The organism is Halobaculum sp. XH14, from assembly GCF_032116555.1.
In the GTDB taxonomy this organism is placed as follows: domain Archaea; phylum Halobacteriota; class Halobacteria; order Halobacteriales; family Haloferacaceae; genus Halorarum; species Halorarum halobium.
In genome coordinates, this window is the sequence record NZ_CP134949.1 from 1,604,847 (window position 1) to 1,619,207 (window position 14,361).

Genomic DNA, 14,361 nt, shown 5'->3' on the forward strand with positions numbered 1-14,361 from the left:
CGGTCGGCGCGGCGACAACGCTTTGTCGGAACCGGAACATCCTCGCCCATGACGTTCTCCATCGCGGCGCGGGACCCCGAGACCGACGCCGTCGGCGTCGCCGTCCAGTCGAAGTTCATCGCGGTCGGCTCGGTCGTCCCGTTCGTGAGCGCAGACGCCGGGGCCATCGCGACACAGAGTTTCGCCAACGTCGCGTACGGTCCCGACGGGCTATCGCTCATCCGCGAGGGCCGCTCGGCCGGGGAGGTGCTCGACCGGCTGATCGAGGGCGACGCGGAGGCGGAATCGAGACAGGTCGGCGTCGTCGGCCAGGACGGCTCGGTCGCGGCCTACACCGGCGAGGAGTGTTTCGAGTACGCCGGGAGCCGGCAGGGTGAGACGTACACGGTCCAGGGGAACATCCTCGAGAACGAGGCGACGGTGACCGCGATGGCCGAGACGTTCGAGGAGCGAGGGGAGGACGGTCTCCCGGAACGGCTCATCGCGGCGCTGCACGCGGCCGACGAGGCCGGCGGCGACTCGCGGGGCGAGCAGTCGGCCGCGCTGTACGTCGCCAAGCCCGACGGGGGGTACGACGGCCGGAACGACCGCTGGGTCGACGTGCGGGTCGACGACCACGGGTCGCCCATCGACGAACTCGAACGGGTGTTCAGAATCTACGACGTGACGCTGCTCGAACGGGAGTCGCCCGCCGAGCCGCGCGAACTCGCCGGCGAGGACGCGCTCGGCGTCGCGTCGGCGCTCGCCGACCTCGGGTTCCACGACGGGTCGCCCTCCGAAACGTTCGGCGACGCGGAGCGGGCGGCCCTTGAGGAGTTCCGCGGGCTGAACAACTTCGAGAACCACTCGCTCGCCGTGATCGAGGACGCGCTCGCCCGCGGCTGGTCCGATGCGGACGGCGAGGGGGAGGCGCGGCTGTTCGACGCCATCTGGCACGGGCTGTCGAACTACGACAGGAAGTGAGGGCGGCGGCTCGGTGGTCGACGGTTCGACGCCGGTTCAGCCGCGCTCTTCCAGCAGCTTCCGGATCATCTCGTTCGTCGAGAGCATCTCCTCCTCGTACTGCGGGTCACGGCCGGTGGCGCGGACGACTTCGGCGTCGAGGCCGCGCTCGTGAAGGGTGTCGCGGATCGCTTCCTCGTCGTGGTGCTGGTCGAACCCGAGCACGATCACGTCCGGGTCGATCTCGGCGACCGGGACGAAGTAGTCCTCCGTGTGGCCGAGGTGGGCCTCGTCGACGACAGAGAGCGCGGCGACCACGTCCCGCCGCTGTCGGTCCGGACAGGTCGGCGACGGCTTGTGCGTGACGTTCCCGCCCCGCGAGACGATTACGTGGAGCTCGTCGCCGTGTTCCGCGGCCTCAGAGAGGTAGTGGAGGTGGCCGGGATGGAGGAGGTCGAACGTCCCCTGGGCCAGCACGCGTCGCGGTTCCTCGCTCATTCGTACAGCTCCGCGTCGATGTCGGACTGATCGAAGTCGAAGAACTCGCTGTCGTCGGGGATCGCGACGTTGAGCACGTCGAGGTCGCGCGGCTCCCCCTTGGAGTCGAACGCCTTCCAGCAATCGCGCTCGTACGGCGCGCCCATGATGACGTGCACGTCGCCGGCGTGGAACGTCGAGAGATCCTGGTTCGACGGCCGGAGGACGCCGTTCGGGTGCGAGTGGATCGAACCGACCGCCTTCGCTCCGTTCGGCACGAGGTTCTCGCGGACGGTCGCGCTTTCCGGCGAGGAGGTCGTGCCGGGAATGACGAGCACGTCGGTGATGACGGTCCCGTCCCGAGCGAGGTTCAACGTCGAGGCGTCGGTTCCACGGAGAAAGCCCATGTACTCGTTCGGGTGGGTTTCGCTGGCCGCCTCCAGCGCGAACTCGAGGGTCTCGGCCGCGATGCCGAGCACCTCCCCCGACCGGAACAGTCGCATACTCACTCGTCGGTTCGGTCGCCTTCTAAGGGTGTCGATGGCCGCCATCCCGCCGGTCGATAGCCGGGACCCGGCGGGTGGTGATACGCGACTGCGACCTCAGTCCCACTGGATCGCCCGCTCGACGGTCGCCGTGATTCCGTCCGCCCGCTGGATGAGCACCGTCCCGACGATGCTCATCGCGAGCACGTAGCCGACCGCGAACGCCGGTATCACGGTCCCGAGCGCACCGTCGCCGCCCCCCGCGGCCAGCGCCGCGATGACGAGCGAGAACTCCCCCCGCGGGACGAGGCCGAGACCGACGCGGACCGACCGCGTCGAGTCCAGCCCGTAGACGTACCCGGCGATGACGCCGCTCGCGAGCTTCCCGGCGGTCGTCAGCACGAGTGCGGCCGCGAGCAGGCCGGCGACGCCCGCGAGCAGCGTCACGTCGGTGGTCAGCCCGATGGCGAAGAAGAACACGGCGGCGAAGAAGTCCCGCGCCGGCGCGACGACGTGCTCGATGCGTTCGGTGTGGGTCGTCTCGCCGAACGCGGTGCCGACGAAGAACGCGGCGACGGCCTCGCTCAGTCCGAACGTCAGCGCCGCGCCGGCGATCAGCGTCGTCACGCCGAGGATCCGCAGCAGGAACAGTTCGTCCGATCGGGTGGCGAACAACCGCTCGACGTGGGCCCCTCCGTACCAGGCGACGAGTCCGAGCGCGCCGAGGAACGCGAACGCGGTCCCGACCGCGACCGCGGCCTCCGCGATCGAACCCTCCCCGAACGCGACGACCGAGAGGACGGCGAGGTAGACGGCGATCAGGAGGTCCTCGAACACCAGCGTTCCCAAGATCGGTCCGGCCTCGGGGTTGGCGACCCAGCCGTTGTCGATGAGCGACTTGGTGATGACGGCACTGGAGGAGATGTAGACGATGCCGGCCACGAACAGCGTCTCGACGACGCCGAACCCGAACGCGAGGCCGAGCGCCGCGCCGATGCCGAAGTTCACGAGCAGGTCGACGGCGCCGATGGTCCCAACGCGTCGACTGTCGTGGAGTAGCTGGCCGATGCTGAACTCCAGCCCGAGGAAGAAGAGGAGGAAGACGATGCCGAGTTCGGCCACGACGTCGATGAACTCGCCGTGCTCGACGAGCGTCAACGGGACCCCGGCGAGCGACGAGGGCGGGTTCGGCCCGATGAGGATCCCGACGAGGATGTAGGCGGGAATGACCGAGAGGCCCACCCTGTGGGCGAGGCCGCCGGCGACGGCGATGGCCGTCAGCGCGATGCCGATCTCGACGAGGATGGGGGTCGCCATCCGGCCCTACGTTTCCCCGTCCGCTTTCGCCAGTCCCGCGAACGCCGTCTGCTGTTCCCTGTCGCCGAGCGTCACCAGGATGTCGCCCGACGCGATGGAGAACTCCGGTTTCGGGTTCGCGATCGTCTCGCCGCCGCGCTGGACCGCGATGACCGACACGCCGGTCCGTTCCCGGACGTTCGCGTCGTGGAGCGACCGCCCGACGAGCGGCGAGGACTCGTCGATCTCGACCCACTCGATGATCGACTCCCCGAGCGGGACCTGGATGTCGTCCATCTCGACCGGCTGGAAGTAGGCACCCTCCAGGATCGAGCCGAGCTGGCGGGCGCGCTTGCCCGAGAGGCTGAACAGCTTCCGGCTGTCCGCGTCCTCGCTGGGACGGAGGTACACCTCGCGGTTCCCGTCGTGGTGGATGAGGACGATGAGCCGTTCCTCCTTCTCCAGTTCGAGTTCGAACTTGTGGCCGACGCCGGGGACCTCCGTCTCGTACACCGTCATGTGACTGGCATCGTGTGCGACGGATGAAAAACTAGCACGGCCCCCGATCGACCGTCGGCCCCCTCAGGTGACCGGAGCGATCGGGAGATCGGATCGGTCGGACAGTCTAACGATCGAAAAGCCGGATCAACCGGACAGCCTCGCGATCGGGAGACCGGATTCATCGGGCGATCGGACCCGTCGAGCGGTCGGGGGCAGATTACAAGCCTTATACACGGCCTCGCCGTACTCGGTTCCATGACCGATGCTTCCGCCGGGGGTTCCGGCGACCACCGGGACGATTCGAGTCCCGTCGTCCACGAGCTCGCGTCCGAGTGTACGCTCTCGGACGTCGAGGTCGGCAACCGATATCACGCGACCGTCAACGGCGTCGTCGAGTACGGCGTCTTCGTCGACGTCTCGGCGAACGTCTCCGGGCTCGTCCACGAGTCCAACCTGAACGGCGAGTCCTTCTCGGTCGGCGACGACCTCGTCGTCGTCCTCGAGGAAGTCAAGGAGAACGGCGACGTCTCGTTCGGGCTCGCCCCGTCTGACGACTACGAGACCGTCCCCGTCGAGCACGAACCCGACATCACGACCGTCTCCCGTCTCCAGATCGGCCGCGAGGTGACCGTCGAGGGTGAGGTCGTGCAGATCAAACAGACCGGCGGCCCGACGATCTTCCACGTCGGCGACGAGACCGGCATCGTCGCCGCTGCCGCGTTCGAGGAGGCGGGCGTCCGCGCCTACCCCGAGATCGAGGTCGGCGAGCTCGTCCGAATCTCCGGGTCCGCCGAGCAGCACGACGGGGCGCTCCAGCTCGAAGCCGACGACGTGACCCGGCTCGAGGGGGAAGCGGCCAGCGAGACCCGGGGCCGACTCGACGAGACGCTCGTGGACCGCGCCGAACCGGAGTCGGTCGAGCCGCTCGTCGAGTGGGAGGCCTTCGAGAAGCTCCGCCCGGGCCTCGAAGACGTGGCCCGACTCCTCCGCCGGACCGTCCTCGAGGGGCGGCCGATCCGCATCCGCCACCACGCCGACGGCGACGGGATGTGCGCCGCGATCCCCGTCCAGCTCGCGCTGGAGAACTTCATCCGGTCGGTCCACGCGGACTCCGAGGCGGCGCTCCACCACCTGAAACGGCTGCCCAGCAAGGCCCCGTTCTACGAGATGGAGGACGTGACGCGCGACCTGAACTTCGCGCTGGAGGGCCGCGCGCGACACGGGCAGAAGCTCCCGTTCCTCCTGATGCTCGACAACGGGTCGACCGAGGAGGACGTGCCCGCGTACAAGAACCTCGCCCACTACGACATGCCGATCGCGGTCGTCGACCACCACCACCCGGACCCCGACGCCGTCGAGGACCTGCTCGACGCCCACGTCAACCCGTACCTCCACGACGAGGACTACCGCATCACGACGGGGATGATGTGTGTCGAACTCGCGCGGATGATCGACCCGGACGTGACCGACGACCTCCAGCACGTCCCGGCCGTGGCCGGGCTCTCGGACCGCTCGAAGGCGGAGGTCATGGCCGACTTCGTCGAGCTGGCAGGCACGGCCGGCTACGACCGCGAGCAGCTCGAGGACGTCGGCGAAGCTCTCGATTACGCGGCCCACTGGCTCCGCTACAGCGAGGGCAAGACGCTCGTGAACGACGTGTTGAACGTCGGCAGCGAGGACGAAACGCGCCACGAGGAGCTCGTCGACTTCCTCGCGGAGCGCGCCGAACGGGACGTGAACGAGCAGCTCGACGCGGTCGAACCCCACGTCGAACACGAGACGCTCGAGTCCGACGCACATCTCTACAGCGTCGATCTCGAGCGGTTCGCCCACCGGTTCACCTACCCCGCGCCGGGCAAGACGACCGGCGAACTCCACGACCGGAAGGTCCACGAACACGGCGAACCCGTCATCACGATCGGCTACGGCCCCGACTTCGCCGTCCTCCGGTCGGACGGCGTTCGGCTCGACATCCCGCAGATGGTCACCGAACTGAACGAGGAAGTCGTCGGCGGGGGCGTCTCCGGCGGCGGCCACCTCGTCGTCGGATCCATCAAGTTCGTGAAGGGCCGTCGCGAGGACGTCATCGACGCGCTGGTCGAGAAGATGGGCGAGGCGGACATCGACGAGGAGCTCTCGACGACGGTCTCCATCGGCGAGTAGCCTCACGCGAACTCGAGTTTCCGATGGGCGTACAGGATCGCCCCGGCGACGATACCGACCGCCGCCAGGAGGAACGACCGCGGGACCGTCCCGCTGCCGGCCCGCCAGTCGGCGGCGAACACGCGCCGGTAGTACTCGGCGACGGTGTCTCCCCGTAACGCGACTGCGACCTCCCTGTTCTCACGGGTGCTCGTCGGGTTCCAGTTCAGCGAACCCACGACCGCCACGTCGTCGGCGACCACGCCCTTCGCGTGAATCTTCCCGTACCGGCCCGCAGGCTCGGCCAGCCGCGCCTCGAACGGGACGCCCGTTCGCTCGGCCCAGTCGTTGAGATTGCTGGCGAGGGCCGCGTTCTCCTCCTGGACGTACCACGCGTTCGACAGCAGCAGCCGAACCTCGACGCCCCGTCCGGCAGCCCTGCGCGTCGCGGCCAGCATCGGTCCGTCCTCGACCGTGGGCTGGATGACGTCGACCCGGTCTGTCGCCCGGTCGATGACCCGAACGACGCCGGATTCGGCGTTGCCCGGGGCCGTCAGGACGGTAACGTTCCGGACTTCGACGGTTCCCGGCGCGAACCGTTCCGGGTAGCTGTTCGGCTCCGACTCGGCGTCGGTGAACTTCCGTCCCCGCCGGTACTCGGACCACGATCGGGCGTCCCGCCATCCGGCGTCGTTGCGAAACACCGATGCGAGTTCGTCGGCCGCGGCCGACGAGTCGATGCGGACGCCCCAGCCGCGGCTGTCGGCCCCTCCGGTGCCGGAGGGTTTCCAGTTCTCGGTCATGACGAGCGCGCCGTCGTCGACGACCGCGTACTTCGGGTGGTGGTAACGGAACCTCGCCGCCGGCCCGCCCAGAACCTGCACGTCGACGTCGGCGGCGACGAGGCGGTCGAGGAGGGTCGCCTGTCGCACGCTGATCCCGCCGACCGGCGCGTCGTCGACGAGGACGCGAACTCGGACGCCACGCTGGGCGGCGGCAACGAGCGCATCGGCCACGCGTTCTGAGCCGAACGTGTAGCCGGCTAGCAGGATCCGGTGCTCGGCGCGGCGAATCGTCTCCGCGGGCACTTCCGGCGCGTCCGGAAGGACGAACGCGGTCGCGGTCGCGCTTCCGACCGGCGTCGCGGATCGAGGATCGTAGCCGAGCGGTCGCCAGACCGGATCGGCACCGCGGAGCCACCGTTCCCCCTCCGGTGCCGTCCCGTACTCCGCGGAGTCGACGGTTCGATTCGGTGCGGTTCCGGGGTGAAGCGACAGCCGTTCGCCCGAGTTCGCGAGCGAGAGGGACGCGGGGAGGACGTGTCCCACGGTCCCGTTCGGGAGTGCGTCGGGTGCGTCCGTGAGGACGACCTGTCCCGGCCGGCCGCGGACGGTGACGGTCGATTCGCCGTCGCTGATCGTCCAGTTGCCGTCCGGGAGCGAGAGGCGGACGTACTCGCCGCGGTCGTTCTCGGTCGGCGGGTTGGGGTAGAGTTCGACGATTCGGGGGTCGACGCTCGTCGCGTTCTCGGGGTCGGCCGAGCGATGTGAGCCGTCGGTTGGCCGATCCGAGGATTGTTCCTGTGGCACTGCAGCGACCGGTGCGGCCGCTGCACAGAGCAGCGCTACCACCACGATCGCCCGCGAGACGGCAGCCGGCACGGGAGTGCTGGTCCCGTTTCAGTACAAGAAGCTTCGGTGCGCTTTTGCCCCCTCACGTCGGGGGCCGGGTATGGTCACGCTCGCAACGGGAGTGCGACTCGCCGGGGCCGCGCTCGGCGCGATCGGGGGCATGCTCGTGTTCATCGAGTTCATGCAGTTACCCTCGTACGTCGAGTACCGCGCGGACGTCGACAGCTACGACCTCAACATCGCACCGCAGGAGCTCCGGGAACACACCTGGATGGGCCGCGTCGGCGGACTGCTCGTCGGCAGCGGGTTCGCGTTGCTGTTCCTCGGCGAACTGCTGTAGTTACGAAACACGACGAGCCGTTCCCGCCCGGACCCCGAAGATCGAACCCGCGTCAGTTCTAGGCCGCCGCCGTCTCCGTCTCGCTCCCGTCCTCCTCGAGCGCGTCGCCCGCCTTCTCCGCCTCGGCCTGGACGATGAACGAACGGTCGTCCGCGTGTTCGGCCGCGGCCTCGAGCGCGTCCGCGGTTCCGATCTGTCTGAGCGCCCACAGCGCCGCCGCACGCACGGAGTCGCTGTCGTCGTCGGCCGCGGTGTCCGCCAGCGGGTCGACCGCGCGAGCGTCGCCGATCATGCCGAGCGCTCGGGCCGCAAGCGGGCGCACCTCGTCGTTCTCCATGACGAGTTTGTCGGCGAGCGGCTGGACGGCGTCCTCGTGACCGATCTCGCCGAGCGCCCTGAACGTCACCTTCTGGAGCGCCGGGTCGGAGTCGGCGTCGACGTACTCGACGAGCGTCTCGACCGCGTCGGCGGCGGCCATCTTGCCGAGCGCGCGGACGGCGGGCTTGTCCCGCTTCCCGGCGCGCTGGTGCATCGCCTCGAACGCGCCCTCGTCGTTCATCCGCGTGATCGCCTCCAGCGCGTGCCGCTCCATGAAGTCCGACTGGAACGAGTCGAGCGCGAGCAGCACCATCTCGACGTTGCCGCGCTTCTCCCACTCCTTCAGGGCGGCCCACTCGGGCGGGAAGTCCTTGTAGTGGCCGAGCGCGTCGTAGTAGCCCTGCGCCTGCAGCTGTTCGTGCGTCTCCAGGTCGTCCCACTCCTCGGCGTCCTCGAGGTCGCTCGTCAGCGAGTCGGTCGCCTCGAGGAGCGCGGCGATCGCCGCCGCGTCCTCGTCCGCGTCGAAATCCTCGGCTTCGACGGCCTCGACGGCCGCGTCGAGGTCCTCCGCGAGTTCGTCGGCGGTCTCGCCGTCCCGCGAGAGGTCGGCGTCCAACACCTCGTTCACGTCCGCGAGGAAGGAGTCGACGACGCCGGGAAGGCTGGCCGCTCCGTCCTCGGTCCACCGCGTGTCCCGGAGCGTCGCCCGGGCGTCCTCCACGTCGGCGACGACGTCCTCGGCGTACGGGCCGCGCTGCTCGGCGAGTTCGTCGCGCTGGTCCGAGAGACGGGACTCGAGTTCCTCGCGGGGGTCCTCCGCGTCATCGTCGTCCTCGTCCGGTTCCGGAAGGCTGGCGGCCTCGAGGTCACTCTCGATCCCGTCGAGGTCGGCCTCCACGTCGTCGAGGTCGGATTCGGTCTCGGCGGATTCGAGCGCCTCCGCGGTTTCGTCGAGACGCGCGTCGAGGTCCTCGGCGGAGACGTCGGGTGCCGGTTCGCTCTCGCCCGCCTCGTCGCTCGCGTCCTCGGCGGGTTCCTCGTCACTCATGTGTCAGACTCCGCGTGTCGTCTACAAGGGCGTTTCCCTTCTCGTCCGGAGCGCACGACGAACGAGCGCGGGTCGGAAGACTGCGCACTACTCGCCTCCGTCTTTGCCCGGATGCGGTTCCCACGGACCTGTCCGCTCGGATTCGTTTCCACGGACCATCATCCACCTGCACCGCCTGACCCGTTCCGCGTCGGCTGGGCAGGAAGAACTGGTTGATCACCTACCACGAGGATCCCACTCCGACAACAATATTTTGGAATACCTAAAGAGATATTCTCGAGAAGCACAGAGTTAAGTGCCTTCCATCCCAAACGAGAGGTACATGAGCACACAAAAGCAGGTGCGACAGAGCCCGGGCGAAGTCGAAGGCAGCGAGGCGCTCCGCATGGACGCCGACAAGGCCGAACAGATCGTCGACGCACTCAACACCGACCTCGCGGCGACGTACGTCCTCTACCATCAGCTGAAGAAGCACCACTGGAACGTCGAGGGCGCGGAGTTCCGCGACCTCCACCTGTTCCTCGACGAGGCGGCCGAGCACGCCGAACTGTTCGCGGACGCGCTGGCCGAGCGCGCCCAGGCCATCGGCGGCGTCCCGCACGCGAACATGCGGACGCTGGCCGAGAACGCTCCCGTCGAGGCGGAGGACGAGGACGTCTACGACATCCGGACGTCGCTGCGGAACGACATGGAGATGTACGGCGACATCATCGAGACGCTCCGCGAGCACGTCGAACTCGCGGACAACCTCGGCGACCCGGCGACGGCGGAACTCCTCCGACAGAACCTCGTTCAGGTCGAGGAGGACGCCCACCACTTCGAACACTACCTCGAGGACGACACGCTGGTCTTCCCCGAGGCGATGGACTGAGATTCCGGGTCGAACTCGTCCCGAAACTATCGTTTTTCGGCCGCTCACTGCGGGAGAACAGCGTCTCGCTTCGAACTGCTTCGCGGAACCCGTCGACCCCGATTCGCCCCCTCTGTCTGCGCTCGACCGCTACTCGGTCACCGAGACCGTGACGTCGGTCGAGATCCACGCGTCAGCGTTGCCGTCCTCGGTGAACACTGTCCGGTCGGGCGACGTCCGGTGGGCCGACACGTGCTCCGAAGCGTCGTCCGCGCCGGTGACCGCCTCGCGGTCTGGAACTGCCATTACGCGAGTTAGGTCGGCCTAATCGTATATAGGTTTTGGTACGCCGAAAGATATCGCAGCGAGCCAGCACGATGCCCTTTCGGAGGTGCCTCCACCCAGTTTTCCCCGGTGGATTCCTCGGGACGGGCGACCACATCGGGACCGGCGAACCACATCGGGGCCGACAGTCACTGCGGCACCGGCCGACGTCCGACGGCCGGCGTCGGCGATGGAGGCAATCCCGTCGCCCGACAACGGCCATTTAGGGCCCCTGCGCGTACGCCGCCCATGGTCGAGACGCTGTTCTCTCCACTCACGCTCGGGGGGACGGAGATTCCGAACCGCGTGATGGTGTCGCCGATGTGCCAGTACTCCTCGCCCGAGGGGCTGGCGACGGACTGGCACCTCGTCCACCTCGGATCGCGCGCGGTCGGCGGGGCAGGGCTCGTGATGACCGAGGCGACGGCCGTGACGCCCGCGGGGCGCATCTCGCCGCAGGACCTGGGCATCTGGTCGGACGAGCACGCCGACGCGCTCGCCCCCGTCGCGGAGTTCGTTCGCTCGCAGGGCTCGGTGCCCGCGATCCAGCTGGCACACGCCGGCCGGAAGGCGTCGACCCGCCGTCCGTGGGAGGGCGGCGGGCCGGTGCCACTGGACGAGGGCGGCTGGGAGACGGTCGCGCCGAGCGAGACGCCCTACCCGCGGGACGGCGACGAGCAGCCGACCCGCAAACTGGATCGGGGGGACCTCGAGGACCTCGTCGCGGACTTTGCCGACGCGGCGGAGCGAGCGCTCGACGCCGGGTTCGAGGTCGCGGAGATCCACGCCGCACACGGCTACCTCCTCCACGAGTTCCTCTCGCCGGTCGCCAACGCGCGGACCGACGAGTACGGCGGTTCCTTCCGGAACCGGACGCGACTCCTCCGGGAAGTGACGAGCGCCGTCCGGTCGGTGTGGCCCGACGAGAAACCCGTGTTCGTCCGGATCTCGGCGACCGACTGGATCGACGGGGAGCCCTCGTGGGACGTCGAGCAGTCCGCGCGGCTCGCACCGCTGCTCGCGGAGGCGGGTGCCGACCTCGTCGACGTGAGTTCGGGCGGCATCTCGCCGGCCCAGGACGTTCCCCACGCCGGACCGGGGTATCAGCTCCCCTACGCCGAGGTGATCAGGGAACACGTCCGTGAGGAGTCGGCCGACGTCGCCGTCGCCACGGTCGGCGGAATCACGTCGCCGGAGCAGGCACAGGAGATCGTCCGCAACGACCGGGCCGACGCCGTGCTGATGGCCCGCGAGTTCCTCCGCTCGCCGTACTGGCCGCTCCACGCGGCCCCCGAACTCGGCGAGGACGACGCCGTCGACTGGCCCGTCCAGTACCGCCGGGCGGTATCGGAGTGACACGATCGGACCCCGTTTCGGGGGACGGACCCGACGTTCCCACGGACGGTCCGGCTCCGAAACGGTTCGTGGGTAGGTTTTTCGCGCGTGCGGCGTAACGTCAGCACATGAGCGACCGCTCCCCCCGCGACGACGACGAGCTCGAGGCGCTCCTCTCGGAACTCGAGTCGACCCTCAGGGACCTGCGCTCGGAACTCGACGACCGGCCCGACGGTCGCGGACGCGGCCGACGTCGGTCCGACCGCCGTGCGTCCGGCCGGCGGGAACTGCCGCGCCCGCCCAGCGTCGGCGAACTGCTCCGGTTCACGAACGACTACACCATCCCGACCGTCATCGCCACCCTCCAGGCGACGATCGAGGCGCTCGAACTGTTTCGCCGGTTCCTCGAACTCGGCGTCGGCACCGACAGGGACCGGGGCAGGGTGGGCGACGACGACCGCTCGATACTTCGGCCGGCGCTCTCGGGGGCGGGCGACCGCGCCGCCTCGGACGTCACCGACGCCCTCTCGCGGCTCCGGACGACGCTGGCGGAGGCGGATCTGCCCGAGGACGAGACCTCGCGGGACGTCATCGAGGACGCGCGCGACCTCTCGGCGCGGATCGAGGAGCGAATCGCGGACTCGCGCGAGACGGTTTCGCGGGAACGCGACCGCGAGCGTGCGGAGAACGCTGACGGTGACGGCGCGGTCGTCATCGACGTGACGGACGGCGATGACAGAACCGGCGACGCGGACGGAGCGGACGCCGACGCGGGCGAACCCGAGGACGACCCCCCGCAGGTCGACGTCGAATCCGAACTGCGGTCCATCAAACGACGGATGGGGAAAGGGGAGTCGAGTGCGGACGAGGACCCGGCCGCTGACGAGGGGAACGACGCGGCCGGCGCGGCCGACGACGGGGACGAGGGGGACACTGACGACGAGAACGGGGCCGACGCCGACGCCGACGCGACGACCGACCCGGACGACTCGCCGACCGAGTGACCGCCGGCGGTGTTCGGATCGTTCGGACCTACTCGACCGGACGGAACCGGTAGCCGTCCCACGACTGGCTCTCGGCCTCGCGGATCCCCGCGTCGGGGTCCCGGAGCTCCTCGCAGTACGTCGGTTCGACCGTGTCGCCGATCTCCACGTCGTCGTCGGCAACCTGGCCGATTGCCCGCACCGGCTCGCCGTCCACGTCGAACTCGACGATCGCCAGGTGGTTCGGCTCGCGGACGCCCGGCGGGGTCGCGGTCGAGGTCGTCCAGGTCACCACCTCGGCGTCGTACTCGGCGAGGTCGACGGTCCCGACCGGGGCGTCGCCGCCCGGGCCGACCGGATGTGACGGGTAGGTGATGCTCCCGTCGGGGTAGCGTGCGGCCTCGAACGCCGGCCGGTCGGCGCCCTGGGGGGCGGGTTCCGGGGACTCGTCGGCTCCGGTCATGCTCCGGCCTCCAGAATGGTCGTCGTCACGCAGTTCCCGAACCCGCCGACGTTGCACGCCAGTCCGACGTCCGCGTCGACCTGACGGGCTCCGGCGTCGCCCATCACCTGCCGGTAGATCTCGTACACCTGCGCGACGCCCGACGCGCCGAGCGGGTGGCCCTTCGACTTCAGCCCGCCCGAGGTGTTGACCGGAATCTCGCCGTCTCGCGCAGTGCTCCCGTCCTCGACCGCCTTCCAGCCCTCGCCCTTCGGCGCGAACCCGAGATCTTCGAACTGCAGGAACTCGAGGATGGTGAACATGTCGTGGAGCTCCGCGACGTCGACGTCGTCCGGTTCGAGGTCCGCCATCCCGTAGGCCTGCTCGCTCGATTCGACCACCCCGCGCATCGTCGTCGGGTCGGCGCGCTCGTGGACGACGTGGGTGTCAGTCGCGCCCGCGACGCCCGAGACGACCGCGTACTCGTCGGCGTACTCGCGGGCGACCGACTCCGGGCAGAACAGCAGCGCCGCCGAGCCGTCCGTGATGGGACAGAAGTCGTAGAGGCGAAGCGGGTCGGCCACGACTGGCGAGTCGAGCACGGTGTCCAGGTCCACCTCCTTCCTGAACTGTGCGTGCGGGTTGTCGACGCCGTTCCGGTGGTTCTTCACCGCGACCTTCCCGAGGCTCTCGCGCGGGGCGTCGTAGCTCTCCAGATAGAGGCGCGCCGTCAGCCCGGCGAACGACGGGAGCGTCACGCCGTGTTTGTACTCCACCGGGTGCGTGAGCGAGGCGATGACGTCGGTCGATTCGGCGGTCGACCGGTGGGTCATCTTCTCGCCGCCGACGAGCAGCGTCATCTCCGACGCGCCGGAGGCGACCGACTGCCAGGCGGCGTACGTGCCGGCTCCACCGGAGGAGGAGGTCTGGTCGATTCGAGCGGTGTAGGCGGGCATCGCCGCGAGGTCGTGTGCCAGCGCGTTCGGCACGCCGGTCTGGCCCTCGAACTCGCCGCTCGCCATGTTCGAGACGTAGAGGTGGTCGACGGCGTCCGGCGGCACGCCCGCGTCCGCGAGACACGCCTGCCCGGCTTCGGCCAGCAGTTCACGGATCCACGCGTCGCGCTGCCCGAACTGGGTCATCGACGCGCCGACGACTGCGACTCGGTCCATGCAGGGCGAGCGGCCCGGGGCCACTTCGCCGTTTCCCTCCCGCCCGCTCGCCCGCCTGAGACCGAACGGACATCC

The 14,361-nt window shown here is 69.4% G+C and carries 15 protein-coding genes; 6 read left to right on the plus strand and 9 right to left on the minus strand.

The window, feature by feature from the left end; genetic code table 11:
• The first annotated feature begins 48 nt into the window (after positions 1-48).
• Positions 49-963, plus strand: coding sequence for a DUF1028 domain-containing protein (locus RJT50_RS08190; RefSeq protein WP_313695792.1), 915 nt, complete (start codon positions 49-51; stop codon positions 961-963).
• A gap of 36 nt (positions 964-999) precedes the next feature.
• Here RJT50_RS08190 and RJT50_RS08195 read toward each other — a convergent pair whose 3' ends face one another.
• The 4 genes from RJT50_RS08195 to RJT50_RS08210 all read right to left on the minus strand — a co-directional run bounded on the left by RJT50_RS08195 (position 1,000) and on the right by RJT50_RS08210 (position 3,719).
• Positions 1,000-1,440: an FAD synthase family protein gene (locus tag RJT50_RS08195; protein ID WP_313695793.1), complete on the minus strand. Its 441-nt coding sequence runs from the start codon at positions 1,438-1,440 to the stop codon at positions 1,000-1,002.
• The gene (locus tag RJT50_RS08200; RefSeq protein WP_313695794.1) at positions 1,437-1,922 is read right to left on the minus strand and encodes a Mov34/MPN/PAD-1 family protein; all 486 of its coding nucleotides are present in this window, start codon (positions 1,920-1,922) and stop codon (positions 1,437-1,439) included. Before RJT50_RS08200 ends, RJT50_RS08195 begins: the two co-directional genes overlap by 4 nt.
• 99 nt (positions 1,923-2,021) lie before the next feature.
• On the minus strand, positions 2,022-3,221 hold the full coding sequence (locus RJT50_RS08205) for a cation:proton antiporter (RefSeq protein ID WP_313695795.1): 1,200 nt from the start codon (positions 3,219-3,221) through the stop codon (positions 2,022-2,024).
• A 6-nt stretch (positions 3,222-3,227) separates the two neighbouring features.
• The gene (locus RJT50_RS08210; RefSeq protein ID WP_313695797.1) at positions 3,228-3,719 is read right to left on the minus strand and encodes a cation:proton antiporter regulatory subunit; all 492 of its coding nucleotides are present in this window, start codon (positions 3,717-3,719) and stop codon (positions 3,228-3,230) included.
• A gap of 237 nt (positions 3,720-3,956) precedes the next feature.
• On the opposite strand from RJT50_RS08210, the gene han reads away from it, so the two are divergent.
• Positions 3,957-5,864, plus strand: coding sequence for a Hef-associated nuclease (gene han / locus RJT50_RS08215; protein WP_313695798.1), 1,908 nt, complete (start codon positions 3,957-3,959; stop codon positions 5,862-5,864).
• Between the two features lie 2 nt (positions 5,865-5,866).
• Here the strand turns inward: han and RJT50_RS08220 are convergent, their stop codons facing one another.
• Positions 5,867-7,504, minus strand: a complete 1,638-nt coding sequence (locus tag RJT50_RS08220) for a phospholipase D-like domain-containing protein (protein ID WP_313695800.1) — start codon at positions 7,502-7,504, stop codon at positions 5,867-5,869.
• Between the two features lie 70 nt (positions 7,505-7,574).
• Between RJT50_RS08220 and RJT50_RS08225 the strand changes: the two genes are divergently transcribed.
• On the plus strand, positions 7,575-7,814 hold the full coding sequence (locus RJT50_RS08225; protein WP_313695802.1) for a hypothetical protein: 240 nt from the start codon (positions 7,575-7,577) through the stop codon (positions 7,812-7,814).
• Positions 7,815-7,872: 58 nt separating this feature from the next.
• On the opposite strand, the gene RJT50_RS08230 is transcribed toward RJT50_RS08225, so the two are convergent.
• On the minus strand, positions 7,873-9,180 hold the full coding sequence (locus RJT50_RS08230) for a HEAT repeat domain-containing protein (protein WP_313695803.1): 1,308 nt from the start codon (positions 9,178-9,180) through the stop codon (positions 7,873-7,875).
• Between the two features lie 322 nt (positions 9,181-9,502).
• Between RJT50_RS08230 and dpsA the strand changes: the two genes are divergently transcribed.
• Positions 9,503-10,051, plus strand: coding sequence for a DNA starvation/stationary phase protection protein DpsA (dpsA, locus tag RJT50_RS08235; protein ID WP_313695804.1), 549 nt, complete (start codon positions 9,503-9,505; stop codon positions 10,049-10,051).
• Positions 10,052-10,180: 129 nt separating this feature from the next.
• Here the strand turns inward: dpsA and RJT50_RS08240 are convergent, their stop codons facing one another.
• Complete coding sequence (locus RJT50_RS08240; RefSeq protein WP_313695806.1) at positions 10,181-10,336, minus strand: hypothetical protein; 156 nt, start codon at positions 10,334-10,336, stop codon at positions 10,181-10,183.
• Positions 10,337-10,603: 267 nt separating this feature from the next.
• Here RJT50_RS08240 and RJT50_RS08245 point away from each other — a divergent pair, with 267 nt between their 5' ends.
• A complete protein-coding gene (locus RJT50_RS08245; RefSeq protein ID WP_313695808.1) occupies positions 10,604-11,710 on the plus strand; it encodes an NADH:flavin oxidoreductase/NADH oxidase in 1,107 nt (368 codons plus the stop codon).
• Positions 11,711-11,817: 107 nt separating this feature from the next.
• Positions 11,818-12,693, plus strand: a complete 876-nt coding sequence (locus RJT50_RS08250; protein ID WP_313695810.1) for a DUF7547 family protein — start codon at positions 11,818-11,820, stop codon at positions 12,691-12,693.
• 28 nt (positions 12,694-12,721) lie between these two features.
• Here RJT50_RS08250 and RJT50_RS08255 read toward each other — a convergent pair whose 3' ends face one another.
• Complete coding sequence (locus RJT50_RS08255) at positions 12,722-13,135, minus strand: OB-fold domain-containing protein (RefSeq protein ID WP_313695811.1); 414 nt, start codon at positions 13,133-13,135, stop codon at positions 12,722-12,724.
• Entirely contained in the window at positions 13,132-14,286 is a 1,155-nt protein-coding gene (locus RJT50_RS08260) for a thiolase family protein (RefSeq protein WP_313695812.1), read from the minus strand. Before RJT50_RS08260 ends, RJT50_RS08255 begins: the two co-directional genes overlap by 4 nt.
• Between the last annotated feature and the right edge of the window lie 75 nt (positions 14,287-14,361).

Excerpts from the sequence above, each read along its gene's own strand:
- han (WP_313695798.1), top strand. The coding sequence starts at position 3,957 with ATGACCGATGCTTCCGCCGGGGGTTCCGGCGACCACCGGGACGATTCG.
- RJT50_RS08200 (WP_313695794.1), bottom strand. The coding sequence starts at position 1,922 with ATGCGACTGTTCCGGTCGGGGGAGGTGCTCGGCATCGCGGCCGAGACC.
- RJT50_RS08255 (WP_313695811.1), bottom strand. The coding sequence starts at position 13,135 with ATGACCGGAGCCGACGAGTCCCCGGAACCCGCCCCCCAGGGCGCCGAC.
- RJT50_RS08230 (WP_313695803.1), bottom strand. The coding sequence starts at position 9,180 with ATGAGTGACGAGGAACCCGCCGAGGACGCGAGCGACGAGGCGGGCGAG.
- RJT50_RS08245 (WP_313695808.1), top strand. The coding sequence starts at position 10,604 with ATGGTCGAGACGCTGTTCTCTCCACTCACGCTCGGGGGGACGGAGATT.
- RJT50_RS08205 (WP_313695795.1), bottom strand. The coding sequence starts at position 3,221 with ATGGCGACCCCCATCCTCGTCGAGATCGGCATCGCGCTGACGGCCATC.
- RJT50_RS08250 (WP_313695810.1), top strand. The coding sequence starts at position 11,818 with ATGAGCGACCGCTCCCCCCGCGACGACGACGAGCTCGAGGCGCTCCTC.
- RJT50_RS08195 (WP_313695793.1), bottom strand. The coding sequence starts at position 1,440 with ATGAGCGAGGAACCGCGACGCGTGCTGGCCCAGGGGACGTTCGACCTC.
- RJT50_RS08210 (WP_313695797.1), bottom strand. The coding sequence starts at position 3,719 with ATGACGGTGTACGAGACGGAGGTCCCCGGCGTCGGCCACAAGTTCGAA.
- RJT50_RS08190 (WP_313695792.1), top strand. The coding sequence starts at position 49 with ATGACGTTCTCCATCGCGGCGCGGGACCCCGAGACCGACGCCGTCGGC.
- RJT50_RS08260 (WP_313695812.1), bottom strand. The coding sequence starts at position 14,286 with ATGGACCGAGTCGCAGTCGTCGGCGCGTCGATGACCCAGTTCGGGCAG.
- RJT50_RS08240 (WP_313695806.1), bottom strand. The coding sequence starts at position 10,336 with ATGGCAGTTCCAGACCGCGAGGCGGTCACCGGCGCGGACGACGCTTCG.
- RJT50_RS08225 (WP_313695802.1), top strand. The coding sequence starts at position 7,575 with ATGGTCACGCTCGCAACGGGAGTGCGACTCGCCGGGGCCGCGCTCGGC.
- dpsA (WP_313695804.1), top strand. The coding sequence starts at position 9,503 with ATGAGCACACAAAAGCAGGTGCGACAGAGCCCGGGCGAAGTCGAAGGC.